This is a genomic window from Glaciibacter superstes DSM 21135 (assembly GCF_000421145.1).
Taxonomy (GTDB): Bacteria; Actinomycetota; Actinomycetes; order Actinomycetales; family Microbacteriaceae; genus Cryobacterium; species Cryobacterium superstes.
The window spans coordinates 241944-268554 of record NZ_ATWH01000004.1 but is presented as its reverse complement, the minus strand read 5'-3'; the positions used below and the strand labels follow the sequence as shown (position 1 = coordinate 268554).

At 63.8% G+C, this 26611-nt stretch carries 25 protein-coding genes and 1 pseudogene; 8 read left to right on the top strand and 18 right to left on the bottom strand.

The window, feature by feature from the left end:
• The first annotated feature begins 1 nt into the window (after position 1).
• Entirely contained in the window at positions 2–1156 is a 1155-nt protein-coding gene (locus K323_RS24795) for an ABC transporter permease (protein WP_033372549.1), read from the top strand.
• Between the two features lie 20 nt (positions 1157–1176).
• A complete protein-coding gene (locus tag K323_RS0107195) occupies positions 1177–3000 on the top strand; it encodes an ABC transporter ATP-binding protein (protein WP_022884612.1) in 1824 nt (607 codons plus the stop codon).
• A gap of 6 nt (positions 3001–3006) precedes the next feature.
• On the opposite strand, the gene K323_RS0107190 is transcribed toward K323_RS0107195, so the two are convergent.
• A complete protein-coding gene (locus K323_RS0107190; protein WP_022884611.1) occupies positions 3007–4917 on the bottom strand; it encodes an alpha/beta hydrolase family protein in 1911 nt (636 codons plus the stop codon).
• Between the two features lie 127 nt (positions 4918–5044).
• On the opposite strand from K323_RS0107190, the gene K323_RS0107185 reads away from it, so the two are divergent.
• The 5 genes from K323_RS0107185 (at position 5045) to K323_RS0107165 (ending at position 10216) form a co-directional block, all read left to right on the top strand.
• Complete coding sequence (locus K323_RS0107185) at positions 5045–6394, top strand: Gfo/Idh/MocA family oxidoreductase (protein WP_033372616.1); 1350 nt, start codon at positions 5045–5047, stop codon at positions 6392–6394.
• Between the two features lie 151 nt (positions 6395–6545).
• Positions 6546–7634, top strand: a complete 1089-nt coding sequence (locus K323_RS0107180; protein ID WP_022884609.1) for an alpha/beta hydrolase — start codon at positions 6546–6548, stop codon at positions 7632–7634.
• 37 nt (positions 7635–7671) lie between these two features.
• On the top strand, positions 7672–8685 hold the full coding sequence (locus tag K323_RS24790) for an alpha/beta hydrolase (protein WP_022884608.1): 1014 nt from the start codon (positions 7672–7674) through the stop codon (positions 8683–8685).
• Positions 8686–8928: 243 nt separating this feature from the next.
• The gene (locus tag K323_RS24785) at positions 8929–9597 is read left to right on the top strand and encodes an HAD family hydrolase (RefSeq protein ID WP_022884607.1); all 669 of its coding nucleotides are present in this window, start codon (positions 8929–8931) and stop codon (positions 9595–9597) included.
• Between the two features lie 121 nt (positions 9598–9718).
• On the top strand, positions 9719–10216 hold the full coding sequence (locus K323_RS0107165) for a methylated-DNA--[protein]-cysteine S-methyltransferase (RefSeq protein WP_022884606.1): 498 nt from the start codon (positions 9719–9721) through the stop codon (positions 10214–10216).
• A gap of 8 nt (positions 10217–10224) precedes the next feature.
• On the opposite strand, the gene K323_RS0107160 is transcribed toward K323_RS0107165, so the two are convergent.
• The 6 genes from K323_RS0107160 to K323_RS24770 form a co-directional block, all read right to left on the bottom strand.
• A complete protein-coding gene (locus tag K323_RS0107160) occupies positions 10225–10815 on the bottom strand; it encodes a TetR/AcrR family transcriptional regulator (RefSeq protein ID WP_022884605.1) in 591 nt (196 codons plus the stop codon).
• Positions 10816–10823: 8 nt separating this feature from the next.
• Positions 10824–11990, bottom strand: coding sequence for a pyridoxal phosphate-dependent aminotransferase (locus tag K323_RS24780; RefSeq protein ID WP_033372548.1), 1167 nt, complete (start codon positions 11988–11990; stop codon positions 10824–10826).
• Positions 11990–12742 (bottom strand): amino acid ABC transporter ATP-binding protein, encoded by a 753-nt coding sequence (locus K323_RS0107150; RefSeq protein WP_022884603.1) that lies wholly within the window; start codon positions 12740–12742, stop codon positions 11990–11992. The genes K323_RS24780 and K323_RS0107150 overlap by 1 nt, the downstream gene beginning before the upstream one ends.
• Positions 12743–12747: 5 nt before the next feature.
• Positions 12748–13671, bottom strand: a complete 924-nt coding sequence (locus K323_RS24775) for an amino acid ABC transporter permease (RefSeq protein ID WP_022884602.1) — start codon at positions 13669–13671, stop codon at positions 12748–12750.
• A complete protein-coding gene (locus K323_RS0107140; RefSeq protein ID WP_022884601.1) occupies positions 13668–14606 on the bottom strand; it encodes an ABC transporter substrate-binding protein in 939 nt (312 codons plus the stop codon). Before K323_RS0107140 ends, K323_RS24775 begins: the two co-directional genes overlap by 4 nt.
• Before the next feature lie 65 nt (positions 14607–14671).
• Positions 14672–15328, bottom strand: a complete 657-nt coding sequence (locus K323_RS24770) for an RraA family protein (protein WP_022884600.1) — start codon at positions 15326–15328, stop codon at positions 14672–14674.
• Between the two features lie 212 nt (positions 15329–15540).
• Here K323_RS24770 and K323_RS0107130 point away from each other — a divergent pair, with 212 nt between their 5' ends.
• Positions 15541–16155, top strand: coding sequence for a DNA-3-methyladenine glycosylase I (locus K323_RS0107130; RefSeq protein ID WP_026851360.1), 615 nt, complete (start codon positions 15541–15543; stop codon positions 16153–16155).
• A gap of 152 nt (positions 16156–16307) precedes the next feature.
• On the opposite strand, the pseudogene K323_RS28430 reads toward K323_RS0107130, so the two are convergent.
• The 11 genes and pseudogenes from K323_RS28430 to K323_RS28420 all read right to left on the bottom strand — a co-directional run bounded on the left by K323_RS28430 (position 16308) and on the right by K323_RS28420 (position 26604).
• Positions 16308–17805: pseudogene (locus K323_RS28430) on the bottom strand (NAD-dependent succinate-semialdehyde dehydrogenase).
• Positions 17802–18998: an iron-containing alcohol dehydrogenase family protein gene (locus tag K323_RS0107120; RefSeq protein WP_022884598.1), complete on the bottom strand. Its 1197-nt coding sequence runs from the start codon at positions 18996–18998 to the stop codon at positions 17802–17804. The pseudogene K323_RS28430 and the gene K323_RS0107120 overlap by 4 nt, the downstream one beginning before the upstream one ends.
• Positions 18995–19921, bottom strand: coding sequence for an NAD(P)-dependent oxidoreductase (locus tag K323_RS0107115; protein ID WP_022884597.1), 927 nt, complete (start codon positions 19919–19921; stop codon positions 18995–18997). Before K323_RS0107115 ends, K323_RS0107120 begins: the two co-directional genes overlap by 4 nt.
• Positions 19922–19932: 11 nt before the next feature.
• Positions 19933–21438, bottom strand: coding sequence for an aldehyde dehydrogenase (locus K323_RS0107110; protein ID WP_022884596.1), 1506 nt, complete (start codon positions 21436–21438; stop codon positions 19933–19935).
• Positions 21435–22538, bottom strand: a complete 1104-nt coding sequence (locus K323_RS0107105; protein ID WP_022884595.1) for a mandelate racemase/muconate lactonizing enzyme family protein — start codon at positions 22536–22538, stop codon at positions 21435–21437. Before K323_RS0107105 ends, K323_RS0107110 begins: the two co-directional genes overlap by 4 nt.
• A gap of 26 nt (positions 22539–22564) precedes the next feature.
• Positions 22565–23074, bottom strand: a complete 510-nt coding sequence (fae, locus tag K323_RS0107100) for a formaldehyde-activating enzyme (protein ID WP_022884594.1) — start codon at positions 23072–23074, stop codon at positions 22565–22567.
• Positions 23074–24015, bottom strand: a complete 942-nt coding sequence (locus tag K323_RS0107095) for a glycine betaine ABC transporter substrate-binding protein (RefSeq protein WP_022884593.1) — start codon at positions 24013–24015, stop codon at positions 23074–23076. The genes fae and K323_RS0107095 overlap by 1 nt, the downstream gene beginning before the upstream one ends.
• 86 nt (positions 24016–24101) lie before the next feature.
• Positions 24102–24887 (bottom strand): ABC transporter permease, encoded by a 786-nt coding sequence (locus tag K323_RS0107090; RefSeq protein WP_022884592.1) that lies wholly within the window; start codon positions 24885–24887, stop codon positions 24102–24104.
• A complete protein-coding gene (locus tag K323_RS30850) occupies positions 24884–25309 on the bottom strand; it encodes a hypothetical protein (RefSeq protein ID WP_425402267.1) in 426 nt (141 codons plus the stop codon). The genes K323_RS0107090 and K323_RS30850 overlap by 4 nt, the downstream gene beginning before the upstream one ends.
• 45 nt (positions 25310–25354) lie before the next feature.
• Positions 25355–25819, bottom strand: coding sequence for an ATP-binding cassette domain-containing protein (locus K323_RS30845; protein ID WP_425402266.1), 465 nt, complete (start codon positions 25817–25819; stop codon positions 25355–25357).
• The gene (locus tag K323_RS28420; protein ID WP_245570938.1) at positions 25795–26604 is read right to left on the bottom strand and encodes an ABC transporter permease; all 810 of its coding nucleotides are present in this window, start codon (positions 26602–26604) and stop codon (positions 25795–25797) included. The genes K323_RS30845 and K323_RS28420 overlap by 25 nt, the downstream gene beginning before the upstream one ends.
• Positions 26605–26611: the final 7 nt, after the last annotated feature.

The window sequence follows — 26611 nt, the reverse complement described above, 5'->3', positions numbered from 1 at the left end:
CATGGTCGACCAGATGAACCCGGCGGCCTTAGAGGCACCGCCAACGCCCCGGCAGATGCGCAAAGCGCGAGCCCAGCTGAAGTTCCTCGACGGGACGGCGTCGCAAAGCCAGCTCATCCGTCGGCGTTACAAGAGCAATCCGATGGCGATGTTCGGTCTCTACCTGCTGTGCCTGATCTACTTCACAGCGATCTTCGCCGGGTTCCTCGCCCCTCACTCCGCGTCGTCGACCAGCGCGGATCATGCCTACCAGCCACCGCAGGCGGTGCATTTCACGCTCGAAGACGGCTTCTTCATCCACCCGACGGAGAGCAGCACCGACATCGAGACGTTGCAGAGGGTGTTCGTCGAAGATCCAGACGTCAAGATTCCGCTGACGTTCTTCGCGACGGGTGACGAGTACCAGCTCCTCGGTTTCATCCCCGCCGACGTTCACTTCTTCGGCACCGTCGATCCCGATCAGCGCCTCTACCTGCTCGGGGCGGACCGCGCGGGAGCGGATCTCTTATCGCTGATCCTCTACGGCGGCCAGATCTCGCTGTCGCTCGGACTGATCGGCGTGGCCGTCTCGCTCGTGCTCGGCATCGTCATCGGGGGTATCTCCGGCTACTTCGGCGGCCTGACCGACACCATCATCCAACGCGTGATCGAGTTCATCATGTCCATCCCGACGCTTCCGCTCTGGCTCGGCCTCGCGGCCGCCATCCCGCCGCGCTGGGGCATAACCGAAACCTACTTTGCGATCACGATGATCCTGTCTCTGCTCGGGTGGACCGGTATGGCGAGGGTGATCAGGGGGCGAGTCCTTCAGTCCAGAGGTGAGGACTACATCCTCGCGGCGAAATTGGACGGCGCCAGTCACGGCCGCATCATCCTGCGCCATATGATGCCATCGTTCGTGTCGCACATCATCGCCTCAATGAGCCTCGCGGTTCCTGCGATGATCCTCGCCGAGACCTCCCTGTCGTTCCTCGGGCTCGGTCTGCGTGCACCCGCGATCTCGTGGGGAGTCCTGCTGCAGGATTCCCAGAATCTCCAGGTGGTGGCGAACGCGCCCTGGCTGCTCATGCCGGCGCTCGCGGTGGTACTGACGGTGATCGCATTCAACTTCGTCGGGGACGGTCTCCGCGATGCGGCAGACCCGTACGGAAAATGAAGAACGGGAAAGGACAGACAATGGACGCTCGGCAGGTTCCGGCGCCCAGCTGGCGGCGGCCGTCGACCGACTGGCGGAGTGATCCGCCACGAGGTGATGTGATCGTGGATGTCCGCAATCTCCATGCCAGCTTCTACACTCCGGATGCCGAAGTGAAGGCCGTCGACGACATCAGCTTCCAGGCCGTCAGGGGACGCACTCTGTGCATCGTCGGCGAGTCCGGGTCTGGCAAATCAGCCACCGCCAGGTCGCTCATGCAACTGATCGACTACCCGGGCCAGATCTCCGAGGGAAACATCCTGTTCTCGCCCGGCGCCGGAAGCGCGGTGCAGGACATCGCCGCGATGGAGCCCACCTGCGAGGAGATCCGTGCCATCAGGGGTCGCCAGATCTCGATGATCTTCCAGGAGCCGATGTCGTCGCTCAGCCCCGTGCACACCATCGGCAACCAGATCAGCGAGGTGCTTGAGATCCATCAGGGCCTCAAGCCTCGCCAGACCCGCGAACGGGTCATCGAGGAACTGCGCCGGGTCGGTATTCCGCTTCCGGAGGAGCGCATCGACTCCTATACCTTCCAGTTGTCCGGCGGGATGCGTCAGCGGGCCATGATCGCCATGGCGCTGATCGCACGCCCGTCACTCCTCATCGCAGATGAGCCGACAACCGCACTCGATGTCACGACGCAGGCGCAGATCCTCGACCTGCTTGCGGAGCTCAAGGAACAACTGGGCATGAGCTTGATCTTCATCACCCACGACATGGGTGTCGTTGCCGAGATCGCCGACGACGTCGCTGTGATGCGTCACGGAAAGATCGTCGAGCAGGGGCCGGTCGACCAGATTTTCCACGACCCGCAGCACGACTACACCAAGCAGCTGCTCGGCTCAGTGCAGGGTGGCGCGACGTCGCGAAATCGCCGGGCGAAAATCGAGCGGGCGGCCGCAAGCCCGGTAGTGCGGGAGCGGGCCGACCCGGCGATCACGGAAGTGACGGAACGACCGCTGCTCAGCATCCGTGACCTTCGCATGGAGTTCCACACCGTCGCAGGCGGACTCTTCGCCCGCCGTTCGAAGAAGAAGCTGGAAGCAGTCAAGGGCGTCAGTCTCGATATCGCCCCCGGCACGACCTTCGGCCTGGTGGGAGAGTCGGGGTGCGGGAAGACCACTCTCGGCCGCTGCATCCTGCGCGCGTACAAGCCGACGTCCGGGCAGATATTCTTCGACGAGGCCGGGCGGGAGCAGGTCGACCTGGCAGCCCTGTCGGAGCGGGAGTTGAAGCCGTATCGGGCGCGGGTGCGAATGGTGTTCCAGGACCCTTACGGGTCGTTGAATCCCCGGATGACCGTCAGGCAGGTGGTGGAGGAGCCGCTTCGGATGCTCGATGGAGTCGACTCGGAGGAAAGGGGCGAGCGCACGGCCGTGATGCTGGAGCGGGTCGGGCTGAAGCGATCCGCCATGAACCGCTACCCGCACGCCTTCTCCGGTGGGGAACGACAGCGGATCGGAATGGCCAGGGCGCTGATCACCGATCCGTCGCTCGTGGTCGCAGATGAGGCGGTGTCGGCGCTCGATGTGTCCGTGCGTGCGCAGGTACTCGACCTCATGGCCGAACTGCAGGACCAGCTCAGCCTGACCTACCTGTTCATCTCCCACGACCTCTCCGTCGTGGAGCGCATCTGTGACGACGTCGCCGTCATGTACTTCGGCGATGTCGTCGAACAGGGGGCGGCGGAGGACGTCTTCGAACGGCCGCAGCATCCGTATACCCAGGCACTGCTCTCCGCGACGCCGGTGACCGACCCGAGTGCGCGGGGCACCAAGGGCCGGCTCACCTATCAACCGTGACCCCGACTATGGCATGACGATCTGCCACAGGTCGGTGCCGGCATCGTAGAGCCGTGGTCCGGCGAGGTCGGCGAGGGTGGGAACGCGCTCACGGTCGAGCTCAACGTCGAGCTCGATTGAATCGTCGACGCTGTGGGCCAGCCAGGCCGTGTACGCGCCGGTCCCCGTACCCGTCATACGGATGCTGCCTGCCGGGCCCAGGAGATCCCGCCGAACCACGGCAGCCGCCACCAGTGCGTCCCAGGCGCGCCCCGCCTGGAGGCTGTCGCCAAGCCAGATCAGGTCGGAGAGGAGTTTGAAGCTGACGGATGCCAGGTCAGACGGATCCCGGTCGTCCTTGTCGTGTGCGCCGACCGCACCGATTCCCCTGGTGTCGAGATAGAGAAGACCCTCGCCCGACGCCCGTTCCGGCATGTCCTCCGCGGTCGGAACCCGGTCGCCGGTGCCCTGCACGACGATCGTGATCGCGGTAGCGTCAGCCGGGGGCCCGACGTAGACCGCCGAATTCCAGAGGTCGCGCTCACTCTGCCAGAAACCGTGGCGCAGCACGTCTTCGCCGATGTGGCCCCTGGCGATCCAGCGGACGTTCAGCGGTGTGGGCATCCGCTGCTCTGTGGACATCCGCTGATCGAGGACCGCGCTGCGCAGCCGGTGCGCGTCGACCGGCGCCGCGGTCGGCAACAGGTCGTGGATCGTGCGAGCGTGTGGCCGCTCGAGCAGGACCTGGCCGCCTCTCGTGGCCTGGAGCGCGGCAGGAGTGAACGGTTCGGACAGACGTGTGACCGGCTGTGCGTCGAGACCGAAGCTTCTGGCGAAGAACTCGGCCGCGCGTGCCGCCATCGCGGGACTGTAACTGTGCTCGCACGCGTCGCGATGAAGCTCGAGACTGCGGTCATCGCCGAGGGCGCCGAACCAGCGACCGGCTCCGGCTACCGTGTCGACGGCGCCCTCGATGGGAAAGAAGTCCGATTCGGCCGCAAGGACAGCGACCGGATTCGGCGCCATGCACGCCAGCAGTTGCGCGTGGTCGATTCCCCTCTCCGTACCGCCCGTCAGCGTCTGCTCGGCATCCTGCCGTTGCCCGCTCCACAGGTACGCACCCCTGCTACTGATGAAGGTGGCGATGGCGGTTGCCCGAATGCGCTGGTCGACGGCGGCAACGAGCGTCGCCTGGAGCCCTCCTCCGCTCTGCCCGGTGATGCCGACTCGGTCCGCATCGACGTCCGGATCGTCGATGAGCAGGTCGAGCAGCGATTGTGCCTCTTCCACGAAGAAGCGGGCCGCCGTCGTTCCCGCAGCCCAGCACTGGATTCCGACGTAGCTGTGTTCGGTGGTGCCCGGTGCGACGAGGAGGTCACCGTCGGGGGAGAGGTAACTGTGCCTCTCCCCCTGCCCGATCGCATCGGTGGCCAGAACAGTGATGCCCTGCCGGCAGATCTGCGCGCACGCACGCTGGTACTCCTCATCGGCCTTGCCGTCAGCGGTATGGCCGGTGAGGAAGAGGACTGCCGGGCCGGGGACGCTGCCTGAGGCACCGCCGGAGCCGCGGCGCTGATCTGAGGCGGCATCCGGAACATAACGCAGGGCGCTGACCACCGTGCCGAGGGAGGTCTCGATCAGAATCGGTTGCACACGGAAACCGTCACCGGCAAGTGAATCCCGCTCCTGCACGACGCGAGACGGGGTGCGGCCCGCGTTTGGACCCGGTGGCAGCCCGATGCTCGTTCGCACCGCTTCTCGCAGCTGTTTCTGGCGGGACAGCACCTCCGGCAGCGCGGGTTCTTGCGCCCAGAAGGCGTCTTCGTCGGCCTCGATGCGGGCCAGGGCTCGTTCCGTTCTCCCGTAGACGTATCGCAACAGCGACAGGCTTGCATCCAGATGACCGTCGAGATTGGCATCGAATTCGGTCTGTGTCATGTGTCTTCGCCTCAGGCTGTCGTGGTTCTCGACCGTGGTTCTCATCGTGGTTCTCGGCGCCGGCAGTAGGGCTGCAATCGCTTGCGGCGAATTGCATTGCGCGTGGTCAGTCTGGCACGATGTGGGGGTGACTTCAAGGAAGAAATACGCCATCTGCGGTCTCTCGAACCGAGGCGTCGCTGCATTCCTGCTGCCGATGCTCGGGCGTGGTGGTGAGGGTGACGCCATGCTCGGGTATGGCGGCGACAGCGAGGACTTCAGCGACGTGGTCGACGTCGTCGCCCTGATCGACGTCGACCTGGAACGCGCCGCGCAGGTCAACGATCGCATCGTCGGCGAGCAGGCGATTCCGGCCTACCTGCCGGAGGAATTCGACCGGATGGTGACCGAGACGGCACCGGATGTCGTTCTGGTCGCAACGCCAGACCATACGCATGGCGAGTACATCCTGCGGGCACTCGCCCATGGGCTCGCCGTCATCTCGGAGAAGCCCATGACGTCGACGGCGGCAGAGGCGAGGGCCGTATTGCAGGCTGAGAAGGCCAGCACCGGTTCTGTGAGCGTCACCCACAACCTCCGGTACGTCGCTCGTCATCAGCAGATCAAGGAGCTGATCATTTCCGGAGCCATCGGCAGGGTCACCCAATTGAACCTCGACTACCACGTCGACATCCGGCACGGGGCGAGCTACTTCCTGCGTTGGAACCGTACCCGGTCGCACTCTGGCGGGCTCTCGCTGCATAAGAGCAGTCACCACCTCGACCTTCTGAGCTGGTGGTCAGGGCAGCGCCCTGAGCAGATCTTCGCCTACGGTGCGCGAAACTTCTATGGTGCAGCGGGTGCCCACCGGCCCCGCGACGCGGACGGAGAGTTCCTCACGGGCGACGCGCTACGGGCTGCTGATCCGTACTATCTCGCCCAGGCGGGTTCTGACGCCTTCCCGGCAGACGCGCGCAGCACACGAACTGGAATGTTTGGCCTGCCATACGGAGTGCAGTACCCGGCGGGCAGGGACGACTATCTCTACGACGACGCGATCGACATCGAAGACACCTACTCCTCGGTCATCCGGTACGACGGCGGAGCCAGCGCCCTGTATTCGGTGACCTTTTCGTCTCCCTGGGAGGGGTATCGCCTGGGGATAAACGGAACCCAGGGACGCATCGAGGCGTTCGTCGGGCGATGGCCAGACGGGACGGAACGCGCGGAGCAGGACGCCATCCTGCTGATGCCGATGTTCGCGGCTCCCGTTGAGATCCCGGTCGAATCAGTCGCCGGAGGACACGGCGGCGCAGACCCGCTCATGCGTACCGACCTGTTCCGGCAGGCCGGTGAACGGTCGGGGCGGCTCGGGCTGGCGGCAGACTCACGGCAGGCAGCGGAGGCCGTTGCACTCGGTGAAGGCATGTGGCGCTCGGTGGCGGACAACCGTCCTTACACGGTGTCGGAACTGCTCGATGAGTCGGAGCTGAGGTAAGTCGCATTTTCCAGGAGCTCGCAGGCCAGCGTGAAGTGGTTGCAGGCACGTTTCGGCTAGCACGTTGGACGGCACGCCCTGCGCCTGGTGCACGCCGGCAATAAGATGGCTTTGAGATACGCCGCCGAGCGGCAACCGGGGGGGATAGCCGATGCGCGCCGACACACGTGACGCCACTGGGGCCAGCGCGGGCGTCGATATCACCGACGCAACGGCCAGGGCGCATTCACCGCGCAGGCGCAGGCGTCGGCGCGCACTCGTCATCACGCTCATCGCTGTTGTCGGTGTGATCTCGATCATCGCAACCGCGTTCGTGGTGAGTCCGTGGCCCGGAGCCCTGGTTGTTCGTGCCCTGTTCGAACGGGATGCCGCAGAGGTTCTGGCGGAGATGCAGCCATACGCTCCGGGTGGAATAACGGTAACAAGCGACCTGTCGTATCGTGCCGACGATCCGGACGCCGTGTTCGACGTGTACTACCCTGATGGCACGGACGAGCCGCTGCCCACCGTGGTCTGGATCCACGGTGGCGCCTGGATCTCTGGTTCAAAAAACGACGGCGGCCCCTACTTCGAACTCCTTGCGGCAGAGGGGTACACCGTTGTGAGCCTGGGGTACACCATCGCCCCAGAGGCCACATACCCGACGGCGCTGAACCAGCTGAACGATGCGTTCGGCTACCTGACCGACAACGCCGACGACTTGAACATCGACCCCACGACGATCGCCATCGCCGGAGACTCGGCAGGGTCGCAGTACACGACCCAGCTGGCCGCACTCACCACAAACCCCGAGTACGCCGATCTGGTCGGCGTCACCCCCAGCCTCACGCCAGACCAGCTGAGGGGTGTCATCCTCAATTGCGGCATCTATGACATTCCCCGGATGCTCCTCGGCACAGGCCTCGTCGGTTGGGGCGTTGACCAATCGATCTGGTCGTACGTCGGAACGCTCGACTATGAGAGTTCAGAGGCGGTGGCGCAGATGTCGACAATCCACCATGTGACGGATGCCTTCCCTCCCGCATTCATCACGGGCGGCAACGGTGACCCGCTGACCGACACCCAGTCGAAGCCTCTTGCCGAGAAGCTCGACGGCCTCGGGGTCGACGTCAGCACCCTGTTCTGGCCGGCCGACCTGGAGCCATCGCTGCCGCACGAGTACCAGTTCAAGCTGGAGCGGCCCCAGGCGCAGGCCGCCCTCGATCACACCATCGAATTCATGGCGACAGTACTGGACTAGCAGCGTCGGCCCAGCCACGCCGGATGAGGAGACAGCCGTGAGCATCAACTCGGATGACGAGAGCGTCACCGTGGCACCGGGACCACAACCAGTCGCACGCACCGCCCACTCGCGCCGGCTGCGGCGGGGCAGCCCCTGGCCGGGTGCCATGCTCATCCGCGCCGTCTTCGAACGCGATGCGCGCGAGGTGCTGCGGGCGATGCAGCGATATGCGCCAGAAGGTGTGACCGCCGTTCTCGACCAGCGCTACAGGGAGGGCGACCGGCACGCGCAATTCGACGTGTACTACCCGGCCGGCACCGCGCATCCGTTGCCCACTGTCGTCTGGATTCACGGCGGAGCGTGGATCTCCGGCAACAAGCACGACGGCCGACCGTACTTCGAATTGCTTGCCGCCGCGGGCTACACCGTGGTCAGCGTTTCCTACCCGATCGCGCCGGAAGCGACCTACCCCGCGGCACTCCACCACCTGAACGACGCGCTTGGTTACCTCACCGCTCATGCCGACTCCCTCTTTATCGACGCCGGGAAAATGGCGCTCGCCGGCGACTCTGCGGGCGCCCAGCTGGCGAGCCAACTGGCCACCCTCACCACCAGCCCGGCATACGCCGCGCTGCTGGGAATCACGTCATCACTGGCACCCGACCAGTTGAAGACGGTCGTCCTCAATTGCGGCATCTACGACGTGCCACGGATGCTGCTCGGCTCTGGCCTGATCGGCTGGGGAATCGAGCGATCGATCTGGGCTTACGTCGGCGCTGCCGACTTTGCGACCTCGGAGGCCGTCCGGCAGATGTCGACGATCAACCATGTGACGGATGCCTTCCCACCCGCGTACATCAGTGGCGGCAACGGGGACCCGCTGACTGAGACCCAGGCGAAGCCGCTGGCCGAGAAGCTCGAGAGACTCGGCGTCGACGTCAACACACTGTTCTGGCCTGCTGACCTGGAACCGTCGCTGCCGCACGAATACCAGTTTCACCTGGACCGGCCAGAAGCGCGGGATGCGCTCGCTGCGACCATCGCGTTCCTGGCGACCGCGCTGGCTTAGGCGGTACGGCCCGCACGGCGTCGTCTTCGACCTCGAACGTCGACGTCTTGGACACCGAACGGCCCGAATCGGCTCTTCACCGGCCCAAGAAAGAGCAGAATCGGGCGGCTCGGCGACCTTGAAGGCGGCAGGGGCGGCCGTGGCGAGATTCCCCAATCTGCAATACGATCCGCGCGGGTCACTCTCGACCGGAACGGGCGCACTCGCCTGCCGAAACGGGCTCGGCCGGCGTAGCGTGACGATATGACGAGCGACAACCCCACCAGGCCACAGGCCGTCTTGTTCGACATCGACGGCACCCTCGTCGACTCGAACTACCTGCACGTTGACGCGTGGAGCCGGGCGTTTGTCGCGGTCGGGCATTCGGTCGCCGCATGGCGCGTGCACCGGGCGATCGGCATGGGGTCGGCCGAGCTGCTTGCGGCGCTCGTCGGCGACGATGCCGAGCAGATCGCCGACGAGGTGAAGCGACTGCACGGCGTGTACCTGGCAGAGAGTGCCTCCCTGCTCAGGCCGTTCGAGCGTGCGCGCGAACTGCTCCGCACCGTTGCGGCCTGGGGAACGCAGGTCGTGCTTGCGACATCCGCCGACCCCAATGAACTTGAGCACCTTCTCCGCGTGCTCGACAGTGACGAGTCGGTGTCTGTCGTGACATCCGCTGCCGACGTTGATGCCGCCAAACCCAACCCCGACCTGCTCAATGCGGCACTGGAGAAAGCCGGAGTCTCGGCCGCCGACGCTGTGATGCTCGGCGATGCGGTGTGGGACGTTCAGGCCGCTGGGCACGCTGACTGCCTACGCCAACTCGACGCCCCTTCCACCCCAATTCCACCCCAACCCGACACCGAGTCGCCCGATTCTGCTCTTCGTTGGCCCGATTACGAGCAGAGTCGGGCGACTCGGCGACCGTGAGGGAGGAAGAGCGGATGCTGATCTCACGTTTGCAACCGGTCGCGCGTCTTCGTAACAGGAGGCAAACACTGTGTCGGTGCCTCCTGTGAGAATAGGAACGAGCGATCCGGAAGGAGCTCAGATGAGCAACCATGCCATCATCGACACCCCTGTCGGCGACCTGACCCTGGTCGGCGAAGACAATGCGCTGACCGGCGTGTATTTTCGGGAACACAGGCATGCTCCGGATGCTGCGATGTTCGGTTCCCGTGACGATGCGGTGTTCGCGGCGGCGGCTGAACAGCTCGCGCAGTACTTCGCGGGGGAGCGCACGAGTTTTGACCTGCCGCTGGCGCCGAAGGGCGACGCGTTCCAGCAGAAGGTCTGGGCGTTGCTGCGTGACATCCCCTACGGCGAGACCCGGTCGTACGGCCAACTGGCCACGGCGCTCGGCGACCGCAACCTCTCGCGAGCCGTCGGCGCCGCGAATGGCAAGAATCCGATCAGCATCATCGTGCCGTGCCATCGCGTGATCGGCGCCGACGGAAACCTCGTCGGCTACGGCGGCGGACTAGACCGCAAGCGGTTCCTGCTCGGGCTCGAGGAGTTGGAAGAGGTGAAGGTCGAGCGGCTTTTCTGAGGTGCAGCTCAGTCTGGCGCAGCCCACCCCCGGAGGGCTCCCAGCAGAGTGCGAACCAATCGCCCTGAGACGGTCGTGCGGGACAATTCAAGAGAGCTCATCAAGTCGAGCACGTCGCGTGGGTCGAATATCTGGTTCCAGAGGAACAACGCTTCTTCGTCGGGAATCGTGATGCCGAGTTCCTTGCAGGCCTCGACGAGAGGTCGGTGCATTGCGGCTTCTTGTAGTTTCAGGTCAGGGGCTTCATTCCGAAGTCGCGCCAGATAGCCTTGGCGCGACCTGGAGTGGCTCATCGCCCGGCCGTCCCGGATGACGAGGTCCACCCATTGCAGGCAGACATCCTCGAGGAGACGAATGCCCGTCTCTGTCGAAGCAGCGCTGAACTCCACTACCTCGGAAATGACACTGCTTCTGAATGCCTCGACGACTCCTTCGATGGATCCGTAGTAGCGATACACGCTTGCCGGTGAGACCTGTGCTTCGCTCGCCAATTGTCGCATCGAGAGTGGGGCCGGCGCCTCGGCGAGGAGTTTTTGCGCGACCTTCAACAACTGCTGCTGGTTCCTCGAGGTGTCCTGGCGCAGACCCGTTGTCCTCATGTATCTCCCTATTCCCGTTCAGTGCTCATGTCGAGTACAGAACTGAGCCTACGGATACCCTCCCATATGTCCTCCGGCGCTGCGGCGAAAGAAAGTCTGATGTGTCCTTCGCCCGCTGGGCCGAATTCACGCCCTGGTCGAACGAGGACGCCGGCCGCAGTTGCAGCTCGACTTAGTCCAGTCGAATCACGGGAGTCCGCGTAGCGGCAATGGAAGTAGAACGCACCGGCAGGGGTACGTGCCTCCAGGCCAGAAACCGAAGACAACGCATCCTCCATCACAACCCGGCGTTCAGCGTATTCCATCAGCATCCGGCTGGCGTCGGGCTGCGCATCTGAGATCGCGGTTATTGCGGCATATTGCACCGCGGTGTTGACGGAGCCGTTGAAGGTGCGGTGCACGACCGAAGCAGCAGCGATCAACTCCGACGGTCCGAGGAGATAGCCCACTCGCCAGCCCGTCATGGCGAACTTCTTGGAAAACGTCTGACACAAGATGCCTCGCGTCTCCAAGCCGGGAACATCGAGAATGGACGTGAACGCATTGCCGTCGTAGATCAGGCTCGCATAGGCCTCATCAGACAGGATAAGGCTCTGGTTGATGCGCGTGGCTTCGACGATAAGTCCCCAGTCCGATGAGGAGAGGATGGCGCCCGTTGGGTTGGACGGCTGGCAGACAATCACCAACCTCGCACTTCTGACCGCGTCGTGGAGGGAGTCTGCGTCGAGCTCGCCGTTCTGATTTCGCCGGAATGTCGTCACGGTCCCTCCTGCGAAAGCGACCAGATCGGCGTAGAGGGAGTAGGTGGGGTCCTCGATTGCGACCACGTCTCCCGGGTTTACAACCCCGAGAATGACGGCGGCGAGGCCGGCGGAGGCGCCGTGGGTGACGAGAACGTCGTCCACGGTGATCGAGCGCCTCCGGCTTCGTCGCTCGTCTGACGCGATGGTCTCTCTGAGCGGCATCAACCCGAACTGATCACAATAGTGGGTAGCGCCAGAGGCCAATGCCTTCAGCATGGCATCGCGGATGACGTTGGGGGTGTCGAAGCTCGGTTCCCCGATGGCAAGCGAGATCGTTCCAACTGGCGCAGAATGCAGGGGACCTCGCAAGGAGACACTCCTGATTCGCTGCACAGAAAGGGATCCAGGGCGAGAAACTGACGACGTTTCCATCACAGAACTCTCGACAAGAAATCTCGTGTTCGCGGATGATTCGGCTTGCGCAGAACCTCGTCAGGATCGCCTCGTTCCACGACGACGCCATCCGCCATGAAGATCGCTTCGTTCGATACTTCCCTGGCGAACGCTACCTCGTGCGTTACCACCAGCATCGTTATTCCGGAATTCGCCACCTCCTTCATCACGGACAGCACTTCGCCGACCAACTCTGGATCCAGGGCGGAAGTCGGCTCGTCGAAGAGCATGACTTTAGGCTTCATCGCCAACGCACGGGCAATTGCGACGCGTTGCTGCTGGCCACCTGAGAGCTGTGCAGGATACGCTCGCGCCCTGTCGCCCAGACCCACCCGATCGAGTAGTTCTCGAGCTTCTTCCATGGCCGAGGTGCGCGACTTCCCCAGAACCCTGATCGGTCCCTCGATGATGTTTTCGATGGCGGTCATGTGAGCGTAGAGATCGAAGCGCTGAAAAACCATCCCGATACCGGCGCGCTGTCGAGCGAGAGCCCTTCCAGAGATTTCTGACAGAGTGTCGCCATTGCGGGTGTATCCGACGTATTCGCCGTCGACCTGGATAGCTCCGGCGGTCGGCTTTTCAAGGTGATTGATGCACCTCAGCATGGTCGACTTGCCCGAGCCCGATGGGCCGAGGATAGAGGTGACCGATCCTGGTGGGACCGCGATATTGATGCCCCGCAGTACCTCTACTCGTCCGAACGACTTGTGGAGGTCTGTGATTTCCACCATCGGTCTCATGCTGCACCCCCCTGCCTGGCTTCGATAGAAGCAATCTGGTCGGTCACGGCCGCCTCGCTGAAATTGGTCACTCCTCTGCCGACCCAACGTTCGAGGTAGTACTGGCCGGCACTTGCAACCGTCACGATCACGAGGTACCAGATACTGGCAACGACGAGAAGCGGGATGACCGCGAAATTGACTGCATAAATGTCCTGCACGGCGGACAACAGGTCACCGCCGGCAATGAACGCGACCAGAGACGTGGCCTTGAGAAGGTTGATTGCCTGATTCGCTGTCGGCGGGACAATGACGCGCATCGCCTGCGGCAACACGATTCTCCGCATGCTCTGGCTTTCGGTCATTCCCGTCGACAGTGCTGCTTCCCGCTGCCCGATGTTCACGGACTGGATACCGGCGCGGACGATCTCGGACATGTAGGCGGCTTCGTTCAGTGTGAAACCCAGCACGGCGGCGACGAACGCCGTGATGACGGCATTCGTGGAGACGCTCGCACCGACGCTCGTGAAAGGGATGCCGATGCCCAGAACGGGGAAGAGTGCTGCCAGGTTGTACCAGAAGATGAGCTGAACCAGGAGGGGCGTGCCACGAAAAAACCACACGTATGCGAACGCGACCGACGACAGCACCCGGTTCTTTGACAGCCGCATGACGGCCAGGACCGTCGCGAGTGCTGTTCCCATCGTCATGCAGAGTACGGTCAACAGGAGAGTCGTGACGATCCCTCTCCCGACCTGCTCATCCCACAGGTACTGCCACACGATGTGCCACTGCATGTTGTCGTTCGTTGCAAGGCTCTGCGCAAGCAGGAACGCGAGCAACAGGACCACAACGGCCGCGGCGATCTGGAGGTAGTGACGACGCGGTGCGAGTTTCAGAGTCGGAGAGGCGACTGGCGTGTCCATGGCGACCGTCGTCATTCGGTTGTCCCGTTGATGAGAACCTCAGTCATTGCCATCTGTGGCACGCCCCACTCGTCGAGGATCGCCTGGTACACGCCGTCTTCGATCAATCCATTGAGTCCTGCCTCGAGCGCGGCCTGGAGTTCTTTGTCGTCCGGTCGCACCGCAGCGCCGTGGTAACCCAGGGCAAACGGCTCACCGGACAATTCGATCTTGTCTGGTACCTGTTGCACGTTGTAGCTCCCGATTGCGTAGTCGATTGCCATCGCATCCGTCCTGCCGTTCTGCAAGGCCAATTGGGTTTCCGCACCGGTCGGATACTGCTGGACGTCCACGGCCGGCTGGCCGTCATCGACACAGGCCTTCGATTGCTCTTTTGCCAATTCCACGGACAGACTTCCGGCGGGTCCGGCCGCCGATTTGCCGCACAGGTCTTCAAGCGAATTGATGTTCTCCGGATTGCCCTTGGCGACCACGAGGATCTGGCCTGCCTCTGTGTAGTCGATGAAGGTCACCTGTTGCTGTCGCTCCAGAGTGTCGGAGAAGTCCGACATGGCAACATCGAAACGCTCAGACACCAGGCCCGTGACCATGGCCGCGAACTTCGTGTTCGTCACCTCGACCTTCAAGCCGAGAGCCTTTCCCAGGGCTGCCATGATGTCCGCCTCCACGCCGGTCAAAGTGCCTTCCGACAGGAATAGGTACGGTGGGAGGCTGGTCTCTCCACCGACCTTGAGCACGCCGGACGTCTTGATCGACTCCGGCAGGAGTTCACTGGCGTCTTCATTGACTTCCACCCCGTCGGTGAGCTTGGACGTTTCAACCGAGACGTCGCCCGTGTTCCCCGGCTCAGTGGATGCCTGACCACCGGACGATCCGTTTTCACTGGACGCACATCCCGCCAGGAGCACTGCGGCCGTTGCGAGGGATGCAAACACCATCATCTTGCGCATAACTTTTCTTCCTCTTCTTTGAGTTTGATCGTTGAGATGGGCTTCTTATCGAATGGTGAATCGAGTCAGCTCGCGAGCTGACTCGCCATTTCTGCTTCACGCGCGACGACGGCATGGGCGGAGGAGAGTATCTCCTGCGCCCTCTCCACCGGAATGAACGCGACACCGTCGTCATCGGCCGCCACGATGTCGCCCGGGTGCACAACGACGCCGCCGATTGCGGCAGCGTGTCCGAGGATCGCCGGCCCGTTCTTGTATGGACCAGCAGGGTTCACCCCGCGCGCCCAGACGGGGTACTTCATGTTTTCCAGAGCTGAGCGATCCCGAATGCAGCCGTCCACGACAACACCTGCGACGCCGATCTGCGTGAGCTTCGTGGCAAGTAGGTCGCCCAGGAGGGCGCGCGAGAGGTCACCTCCGCCGTTCACGACAAGGACGTCGCCCTGTCGAAGATGCTCCAACGCCACATGCAAGCCGGCGTTGTCACCGGCGCGTACCGTAACCGGGAAGGCGTTTCCTACGCATCGTGCCCCCCGCCACATCGCTCGCACGCCCGCATCGCACACGCCCATGCGATCCATTGCGTCGCCAAGATTTGCGACCGGGATGTCGGCGAACAGCGCAGTGAGCTCCGCCCGATCGAATCCCACGTTGCCTATCTGGATCAAACTGCGGTCTATCGTGATCACCGTGAATTCCCCGTTCAACTTTGAATGAGACATGTGTCCTGATTGAGACAAGCATCTCATTCCGTTAGGAGCAACGTCAAGCGGTTGTTGCTATAACCGCAGTTCATGCGGCACCCGCGAGAATGGAGGTCCTGCCGGTTCTGGACTCTCGTGCCGGGAAGAACACTGAGACTGTGCGAATGACGGAGAATTTCTTGAAGGACCAAACTGAGACAGCGACGGGTGTAATCAAGACGAGTTCCGGCATGATTCCGGCCCCGGCATCCGGAATCGTGGTCGGCGACGACGGCCTCGCCCGCCCGAGTTGGGCGGCAACCGACCCGCTCATGCGGGAATACTACGACACAGAGTGGGGCATGCCGGTGCGCGATGAACATGGGATGTTCGAGCGCATCAGTCTCGAGGCATTCCAGTCAGGGTTGTCGTGGGCGACCATCCTGCGCAAGCGGCCGGCGTTTCGCGAAGCGTTCCACGGCTTTGATCCAGATGTGATCGCCGAATACACGGATGCCGACGTCGAACGTCTGCTGGCCGACGCCGGCATCGTGCGCAACCGGCTCAAGATCCTCGCCACGATCACCAATGCGAAGGCCACGATCGCGCTCCGCGATGAGGGCGGACTGGTCGATTTTGTCTGGTCGTTCCGGCCTTCGTCGACGCCGGAGCCGCGAACGTATGCCGACATCCCGACGACCTCGGCGGAGTCGATCGCCCTCTCGAAGGCGCTGCGCAAGAAGGGTTTCGCCTTTGTCGGGCCGACCACCATGTTCGCTCTGATGGAGGCCGTCGGAATCGTCGACACGCACCTGGTCGACAGTCATCGCCGGGGAACATCAGACGTCTGGTCCGCTGCCCGTTAGCCGGGCTCGGAATCGCAACTCGCTCGGAATCGCCGTTTGCGCCGAGTGACCCCGCTATAGCGGCGATTCTGGGCGCGAACGGCGATTGCCGACGCTTGAGGGTCAGCCGGCGGTCAGTGTGTGGCGGACGGATGGCGGTCAGCGGCTGGCGGTCAGGCATCCTCGAAGGGGTCAGAGATACCCACATAGCGCGTCTCGAGATACTCCTCGATTCCCTCGAAACCGCCTTCGCGACCCAGTCCAGACTGCTTCACTCCTCCGAACGGCGCGGCCGGGTTCGACACGATCCCCGTGTTGAGACCCAGCATGCCGACCTCCAGCTCTTCTGCCAGCCGCAACCCGCGGTTCAAGTCCCGCGTGTACGCGTAGGCGACCAGGCCATACTCGGTGTCGTTCGCGAGCTCAACCGCTTCCGCCTCGGTCGAGAAGGTCATGATCGGCGCGACCGGCCCGAATATCTCTTCATGCATGATCCGTGCCGTCGCCGGCACGTTCGTCAGCACCGTCGGCTGGTAGAAGTAGCCAGGGCCCTCGATGCTGTTTCCGCCCAGGGCCAGGGTCGCTCCGGCTTCGATCGATGCGGTCACGAGCTCGTGCACCTTCGTGCGGGTGCCTTCGTCGACCAGCGGACCGATCTTCGAGTCCGGATCCGTGCCACGCGCGACGGCGTGGTTCCGCATGCGGTCCGTCAGCCTGGCGGCGAACTCCGCCGAGACAGATTCCTGCACCAGCAGCCGGTTCGCCGCCGTGCACGCCTCGCCGCCGTTGCGCATCTTGGCCAGCATCGCACCGTCGACGGCCTTGTCGAGATCAGCGTCGTCGAAGACGATGAAGGGCGCGTTGCCGCCGAGCTCCATCGAGACCCGCAGCACCTGGTCGGCTGAGTTCTTCAGCATCCGTCTGCCGACTTCCGTTGAACCGGTGAACGACAACTTGCGGAGGCGCGGGTCGGTGATCAGGGGGCCAGTGACCGCCCCGGCCCTCGTCGTTTGAATCACGTTCAAGACCCCGTCAGGCAACCCGGCCTCCTGCAACACCTGCGCGAAGAGCAGGGCCGTGAGTGGGGTCAGCGCTGCCGGCTTCAACACCATCGTGCAGCCAGCCGCGATCGCGGGGGCGATCTTGCGGGTGGCCATTGCAAGCGGAAAGTTCCAAGGCGTGATGAACAACGACGGCCCGACCGGATGCTTGGTCACCAGAAGTCGGCTTCTCCCGTCTGGCGCCGTGGCGAACCTGCCGGAGACACGAACGGTCTCCTCCGAGAACCAGCGCAGGAACTCCGCCCCGTACGCCACTTCGCCGAGGGACTCTGCGAGCGGTTTTCCCATCTCGAGTGTCATCCAGGAGAGCAAACTCGTCGGTGCGCACAGTGACAGCCTCGAACGCTCGTCTGAGCAACTCTGCGCGCTCGCGCGGCGCCGTCTTCGCCCACGATCTCTGAGCGGAGTGGGCAGACGACAAGGCATCGGCTCCGTCCTCCGGCGAGGCATCGGCGACACTCCGCAGAACTCGCCCTGTCGACGGGTCGTTCACGTCGAAGGCCCGGCTGCCGGTCGCATCCCGCCATTCGCCGTTGATGAACAGGCCTGTTGGGACCAGATCCAGGACCGCCTGCTCGTCTGCCTCGGTGATGCGAGCAGGGGTGCTCATAATGCCTCCGTGAGAATGCGCACCACGTCGTCGATGCTCGGTTGAATGGGATTGTTGACGGTAACGGCGTCGGCGAGGGTGTCAGCGGCGAGTGAGGCGAGCGATTCTTCGGTCACGCCGAAGCGAGAGAGCGGGCCGATCATGCCCACGTCCGCAGCGAGCGCGGCAATCGCCGTGATGGCCGATTGCGCATTCTCCTCGTCGGCGAGATGCGTGTCGCCCACGCCAAGAGCAAACGCGACCCGCCCGATCCGTTCGGTGCGGGCTAGCAGGTTGAAACGGAGCACGCTTTCGATCACGGTGCAGAGTGCCAACCCGTGGGGGATGTTGAACTGCCCGCCGAGCGGGTGCGCGATGCCGTGCACCAGCCCGAGCCCCGTGTGGGAGAAACCCACCCCGGCGATGTGGCTGGCCAGGAGCAGTTCCGATCGCGCTTCAAGGTCTGCGCCGTTCGCGACGGCGCGGGGAAGGTAGGTCGCGACGGTCGAGATCACCTGCAGGGCGATGCCGTCACTGTATGGATTGGCCCGAATCGACAGGTATGACTCCAGCGCATGGGTGAGCGCGTCCATGCCCGTCGCGGCCGTGGCTGCCGGCGACAATCCCACCGTGAGTTCCGGATCGAGCACTGCCGCTCGCGCCAGCGCGCTGTTGTGCCCGACATAGAACTTTCGGTGGCTGACGACGTCGGTGATGACACCGAAGGCGTTGACCTCCGCGCCGGTCCCCGCCGTCGTCGGAACAGCAACGATCGGAATGGCCGGCTGGGAGAACACGCTCGTATAGTCGAGGTCCAGTCCGCGCTGGGGATTGCGCGCGCCGAGAGATATTCCCTTGGCGGCATCCATCGAAGAGCCGCCACCGACAGCGACGATGGCGTCCGCCCTGACGGATGCTGCCAGGTCGCTGCCCTCGTCGACACAGGTCGTCGTCGGGTTGGGCGTGACACCGCCGTAGACAGTGACCAGCAGGCCGGCACTCTCGAGTGACACCCGAACGGCATCGACAACGGCAGAGGTCGCCAGGAACGGATCGGTCACTATCAACACAGCGGTCGCACCGGTTGCAGCGGTGATCAGGCCGACCTCTGACACCCGACCGCGGCCGAAGTAGGCAACGGGCTTCGCGTCGAGCGTCAGCTCGGTCTCTGCGAGCGGGCGCGGCAGGGGAGCCAGGCCGGTGAACGCGGTCATACCAGCACCCCTTCCAGGCGGAGCGGCGATCCGATCAGATCTTCGTACAGCTTCACGGGCGCCATCTCCCCTGCACGGTCGCCGTAGCTGGCCTTCGCACGGCGGTAGATCTGCTCCACCAGCCCGCTGAGTTCGGCCGGCACTCCGACCGACCTCGCCAGATCGATCGAGAGACCGAGGTCTTTGCAGGCCAGGGCGATCGCGAAGCCCTCGTCGTAGTCGCCACGCTCCAGGATCGACAGGATGTCGTTCTGCACAAAATTGCTGTTCGCCGGGCTGGCGATCAAAGCATCACGCAGAACATCAAGCTCCACTCCGGCCTTGACCCCGATGCTCAATACTTCTGCTGTGGCGACGAGGTGGGAGAACCACAGCTGGTTGATCATGAGCTTGACGGCATAACCCGTGCCGGCGGCACCGACATGGAGGATGCGATCCGGGTTGCCCATCGCTTCGAAGACCGGACGCAACCGTTCGACATCCGCTATCTCACCACCGATGAAAATCTGTAGCATTCCCGTGGCTGCGCCAATAGACATCCCACTGACCGGCGCATCCAGGATGCGCAGACCGCGGGCGGAGTGATCCGATCTCACTCGATTCGCCACCTCAGGAACCGACGTCGACATGTCGACCCAGGTGCCGCCGTCGGCGATTCCGGCCAGGATTCCATCCGGTCCGGCGAGTACAGCCTCGACATGTCGTGGCGTCGGCAGCATGGTGATGACCACGTCGCTGAGGGCGGCGACCTCCGCGGGCGTATCCGCCCAGACGGCGCCACCGGCGATCAGCTCCGCCGCAGCTGCTGAACGGATGTCGTTGACGACGAGTGCGAAACCGCATTTCTGCAGGTTTCGCGTCATGCCGGAGCCCATACTGCCCAGGCCGATGAACCCGACACGGGTCGGGGAAGAAGCGTTCATCTATTCGGTTCTCAATCGTTGTTCAGGGGCGCATCGCCCAGGTTGATCCAGGTGGTTTTGAGCGCGGTGTACGCGTCGAAAGCGTGGAGAGATCTGTCCCGCCCGCTTCCGGAGTTCTTGAACCCGCCGAACGGCGTGATCACGTCGGCCACGTCGAAGGTGTTCACCCACACCGTGCCCGCACGCAGTTGGCGCGCGACGGTGTGTGCGGTGCTGATGTCCTGGGTCCACACGCTGGCTGCGAGCCCGTATGGGCTGTCGTTGGCGACCCTGACGGCTTCGGCAGCACCGCGCACCGTCGTCACGGCGAGTGCCGGTCCGAAGATCTCTTCCTGGCCGATCCTGCCGGCGTTGTCGACGCCATCGAACACCGTCGGCTCGACGTAATACCCTCCGTCAAGGCCGTCCGGCCTGACGCGCTCGCCACCGTGGACGGTCACCCCCTCCGCCCTGGCGACGTCCACGTATCCGAGCACGCGCTCAAGCTGTTTCTCGCTCGCGATCGTGCCGATCTGCGTCGATTCGAGGAGTGGGTCTCCCAGGCGCAGCGAGGCACCGACCTTCAGAACCCCGGCGACCAACTCGTCGTGCACGCGTTCGTCAACGATGAGTCGGCTGCCGCCATGGCAGGTCTGCCCGGCGTTGTAGAAGATCCCCCAGGCGACGGATGATGCGCAGGCGGCGATATCCGCCACATCGGCGAGCACCACCTGCGCCGACTTGCCGCCGAGTTCCAGGGCGACCTGCTTGCCGTTGGATTCGGCGGAATAGCCGAGGAACGCGCGACCGACGGCAGGCGAGCCGGTGAACGTGACCTTGTCGACCAGCGGATGCCGCCCGAGCGCGGCGCCGGTGACGGGACCGAGCCCCGGCACCACGTTGAAGACCCCATCCGGCACTCCGGCGATGGCGGCCAGTTCTGCGAGCTTCAACGCCGACAGGCTGGTGAGCTCGGCCGGTTTCAGTACAACCGAGTTGCCCGCGGCGAGCGCTGGGGCGATCTTCCAGGCGGTGATGATCAGGGGATAGTTCCAGGGTACGACCGCGGCAACGACTCCGAGGGCCTCCCTGGTGATCAGGGCGAGTGCATCCTGCGGGGCCGGTGCGATCTCGTCGTACATCTTGTCGATGGCCTCGGCATACCAGCGCACCGTGCGTGCGGCATTCGGCACATCAACATTCCGGGCATCGCTGATGGGGTGCCCGGAATCGATCGACTCCAGGAGCGCGAGCTCATCGAGGTTCTCGAGCATCAGGTCGGCCAGGCGAAGAAGCACCCTCTGCCGTTCGCGCCGATCGGCGCGTGACCAGCTGCCTGACTCGAAAGCGCGGGCCGCCGCGCTCACAGCCGCATCAACATCCGCTTCACCTGCGGCGCTCACCCGAGTAATAAGGCTGCCGTCTCGTGGTGCCCTGGTCTCGAAGGTCTCCCCGTCGGCGGCTGGGCGGAAACTTCCGTCGATGAAGAGCCCGGATTCGGGGGCGAGTGCCCGTGCGCGTGCAATCCAGTCGGTCATATCGTGTACCTCTTCACAGCATCCGCGTCGATCTCTGTTCCGAGCCCTGGCGCGTTCGGAACCAGCAGGTCTCCGTTCTCATCGATGTCGAGGGGCTTCATGAAGAAGTCCCGTCGTTCCGGTGTCCACCCCGGCGGATCGTATGGAAACTCGAGATAAGGGGATGCGTCGACCCCCGCGGCCACGTGGAGGTTGGCCAGCAGGCCGAGTCCGTTGCTCCAGGTGTGTGGAGTGAAGAGACGGTGGCGCAGATTGGCGGACTCGGCCACCTGCCTGGCGCGGTACATGCCCACCGCGAGGACGACATCCGGCTGGTAGATGTCGTAGGCATCTGCTTCGATCAGTTGAGCCAGTTCGGGCATGCTGCGCACCATCTCGCCCCCGGCGATCTGGATTCCGGTTTCAGCCCGCACCCGGCGGGCGCCGATGACGTCTGCCTGCGGCAACGGTTCTTCGAGCCAGAGCACGCCGATCTCGGTGAGTTCCGCTGCTATTCGTTGCACCTGTGCGAGCGGGAGGGCGGCCTCGATGTCTCCGCTCATGCGCCACATCTGGTTGAGATCCACCATGATGTCGAAGTCGTCGCCGACGGCTTCCCTGGTCGCCCTCACGGCCGCGATGCCGTCAGCGAGCCGATGACGCGCGAGCCGGATCTTCATGGCTTTGAAGCCGCGTTCCTTGGCGGCCAGTGCCGATTCCGCCCGTGCAGCAGGTGGCTTGAGTTCCCCGCACGAGGCGTAGGCGGGCAGGCGGTCCCGTGCACCGCCGAAGAGAACACTGACCGGGAGTCCCGCCACCTGGCCGATGATGTCCCACAGGGCAGCCTCAAGCGGCCAGTACCGACCTCCGTGGAAGTTGATCGTCTCGATGCGTCGCACCTGGTTGAGAATCTGTAGCGGATCGGTGCCGATGAACAGATCCTCGTATGCCTCGAACCCGTCCATGGTGTCGCCAGAGCCGAATCCGACGACTCCTTCGTCGGTCTCCACCGTCACGAGTGTCGCCGGGAAGGTCGTGCGGGGGGTCGGGTCCCATGCGGCATTGAATGGCGGATCGAGTGGCAGACTCAATCGCGTGAGGCGAATGGCCGTGATCTTCATGTGGTGCTTTCTGGCTTGGCCAGGCTCTAAGCCTGTGGGGTGAAGAAGGGGTTGGTCGGCGTGTTCCGTGCGGCGATGACCTCATCGGTGTTCGGCAGGAGCCGAGATCCGTTCTCGAGGGCCGTGCGAACCGATTTCCGGTTGTTCGCGTAGACCGTTTGAGCGTCATCTGCGCCCGGATTCACCCAGACCGCAGCGATGACGACGTGGGAATCCGCCTGTTCGACGGTGATGACGCCGTCAGCGAGTGCATCAGCCACACCGGCCGCGATGCCGGCCTGGGCCGGCCCCCAGATCAGGAGTCCGTGTTCGTCGCCCGCCGGGGCGGACTTGGTCACGAAAAGGGTCAGTGGCTTCACCGGCAGCGAGGGCCGGAGGACGGCCACGAAGGGAACATGCCCCTGGCTCGGGGTGGCCAGGGCCGAAGCCCAGGCCACTCCGGCAGGTCCATCCCGATGGCCGAAGACCGTGTTGACGTGCGCGGCGTTCACGCCGTCGCCGATGAAGCTTTCGCCAATCTGAAGGGTGCCCTGCATCAGATCAAGCCTTCCTCGGTCAGCCAGTCATTGGCGATGTCTTCCGGGTCTTCCCCGTCGACATCGGCCAGTGCGTTCAGATCCTGCATAACCTCCGTCGTGAGCTTGCTAGACATCAGCGCGATGACATCGGCGATTCCGGGGTACTCGTCGAGCGTGCTCTGCTTGAGGGTGAAAGCCCCCTGGTAGACGGGGAAGAACTCCAGGTCGTCTTCCATGACCGTGAGATCGAGCGCCTTGATCCGACCATCGGTCTGGAAGACCTCTCCGAAGTTGCAGTCATCGCCCTTTTGCGTCGCGGTGTAGATGACGCCGGTGTCGAGGAGTGCGACATTCGAGTCTGGAACATCGATCCCGTAGGCGGACTTGAGGCCTGGCCAGCCGTCGTCACGAGTCGAGAATTCGCTTTCAATGCAGAATGTCTGGTCTTCAACCGGAAGGTCGGCGATGTCGCTGAGCGACTTCACACGGAGTTCTTTCGCCTTGTCTGAACGGATGGCGAACGCGTAGGTGTTGTTGAGCGGCGCCGGGTCGAGCCAGGCGATGCCGTTTGCGGCGTCAGCCTCCTTCGTTGCTTCGAACTGGGCTTCCTCTCCCTGAACAGGCTCGGTGTTGCCGTTATACGTGATCCAGGACGTGCCGGAGTACTCCCAATAGCCCATGAACTCGTCGCTCTCCAGGGCCGCACGCACGTTGGCGGAACCGACCACCTGGATGTTCGCATCCGTCTCGGCCCCGTGGGCGTTGAGGATGCCGCTGGTGAGGTAGGCGAGGATGAACTGCTCTGAGAAGTCCTTGGCGCCGATCGTGCCGGTGAGGCCGGCCACTTCGTCGCCCTGGGATCCGCCGGAGTTCTCGGCGCTTCCGCTGGCGCAGGCGGTGAGCCCGAGTGTTCCGATGGCCGCGATGGCCAGGAGGGAGAGGGCGGTGCGTTTTTTCATGATTGCTCCTTGGTTGTTTGACACTGTGTTTGTTGTTGCTGTGCGGATGTTGCTGTGATGCGCGGTGCGTCGCGCGGTGGTGTGGATCAGGTCCCTTTGGGCCTGAGCAGGTCTTCTGCCACCGCGGCGACCCAGTCGATCAGGAGGGCGATGCAGGCGACCAGCACGGCCCCGACGATCAGGACCGGGTAACGCTGGAGCTTGAGTCCGTTGACGATCATGTCGCCAAGACCGCCCGCGTTGATGAAGGTGGCGATGGTCGCGACTCCGACGCAGAACACCAGCGAGGTGCGGAGCCCCGCGAGGATGACGGGAACGGCCAGGGGAAGTTCGATGCGCAGGAGCACCTGGTTGGGAGTCATCCCCATGCCTTTGGCCGACTCGCGGACGCTTTCGTCGACTTGCTGGAGGCCGACCATGGTGTTGCGCAGCACCGGGAGGAATGAATAGACGACCAGTGCGACCAGGGCTGTGGTGTATCCGGTCTGCCAGACGATGGCCAGCAGGATGATGACGCCGACGGCCGGAGTTGCCTGGCCGATATTGGCGATTCCCAGCACGATGCCTCTGATGGTCTTCGATTTCGTGCGACTGAGCGCGATACCGGTCGGGATCGCCAGGACGGCGACCAGTGCCGAGGCCACAATGGCGAGTCCGAGATGCTCGCGCGTACGGGCAATGATGTAATCCCAGTTGAGGGTGCGTTGTTCGATCGAGTCGAGTTTCAGTGTGGAAACCCAGAGCAGCAGAAGGCCGAGCACGACGACAACGACGATGGGCGTGGCGAAACGCTTCAGAGTGAAGAAAGCCTGCCGCTGGGTGGGGAGGGTATCGGGGCTCTCGCCGACGATCCTGGCGAGCTCGGTGCTCATGGCCGAACGCCTGCTTCTGTCTGCGATGGCGCTGACGACACCCGAGGCAGCTCAGCGCCGAGAACGGCGGAGATGGCGTCGATGGTGATCGAGCCAACCGCCCGGTTGTCCGGCCCGACGACGGCAAGGGAAGTCGCCCCGGTGAGAACGAGCGAGTCGAGGGCGTCCCGAAGTGAATCGGTGGTGCTGACCGTGATCGGACCGCTGGGAGCCGACGATGCAGACCCGAGGAGGGCCTCGCTGACCGGGATCAGTGTGAGTCGTTTGATGGCGGCGCCGTGCCCGATGAACGATGCAACGTATTCGTTGGCCGGTGCGGCCAGAATGTTCGCCGGAGTGTCGAACTGTTCGATCTGGCTGCGTTCGCTCAATACGGCGATGCGGTCGCCGAGTCGCACCGCCTCGTCGAAGTCGTGGGTCACAAAGATGATCGTCTTGCCGAGCGAATCCTGCAGACGGAGGAACTCCTACTGGAGCTTCTCCCTGGTGATCGGGTCGGTTGCCCCGAATGGTTCGTCCATGAGCATGACCGGCGGGTCTGCTGCGAGGGCACGAGCAACTCCGACGCGCTGCTGCTGGCCGCCGGAGAGCTGCTTCGGGTATCGGGTGGCGAAGGCGGCGGGATCGAGCTCCACCGTGGTGAGCAGCTCGTCGATCCGGCTCCGGATCTTCTCCTTGCTCCAGCCGAGCAGCTGGGGAACCACGGCGATGTTCTCCGCGATGGTCATGTGCGGGAACAGGCCGATCTGCTGGATCACATATCCGATGTGGCGTCGCAGCTCATTCGGGTTGAGCGACAGCACATCGCGTCCGTCGATGGATATCGACCCGCTGCTCGGTTCGATGATGCGGTTGATCATCTTCATGGTGGTCGTCTTGCCGCATCCGCTCGGGCCCACGAACATGATCAGTTCGCCGGGTTCGGCCACCATCGAAAAGTTCTCGACGGCCGACACCGGTTGATTGGGGTAGGTCTTGGTGACACGGTCGAGTTCGATCCGAGCACCGCTGTTGTTGCGAGCGATCTGGGTGATGGCGGTGTCTGGTGACTTAGGCACGGAGCCCCCTTGAGGTCGTGATGCGGGTGATGAGGACGAACAACGCGTCGATCAGGAGCGCCAGGATGATGACGCCCACCGTTCCGGTGAGTGCAAAGTTCAATGCGTTCTTCGACCCAAAGGGACGAAAGGCCCTTGAAGATGAACTGCCCGAGACCCGGGCCCGCAACGTATGCGGCGATGGCCGCGATTCCGATGGTCAACTGTGCCGCGACACGAACGCCGGTGAGTATCACGGGCCAGGCCATCGGGAGCTGAATCCTCACCAGCACACGCAGGGGGTTCATGCCCATGCCCTTGGCGGATTCCATGATGGCGGGCGGTACTTCCCGCAGGCCGACGACGGTGTTGCGAACGATGGGCAGGAGCGAGTAGATGACCAGTGCGATGACAGTCGGCACCCAGCCAAGTCCAAAGGCTGGGATCAGGATCGCGAGCAGCGCGAGGGAGGGGATGGTCAGCGCGACCGCTGCTGCTGCGATGACGCCGGTACGGGGCATCGGCTTGTCCCAGACCAGCATCCCAACGCCGATGCCGATGATCATGGCGATGGCGAGTGCCAGGGCGACCACGGTGACATGCTCCACAACCATGCTGAGGATGTCGTCCCAGCGACGTGCCCAGAACGTCAACATTCCGTCGAAATCGAAGCCTGTCATCGATGCC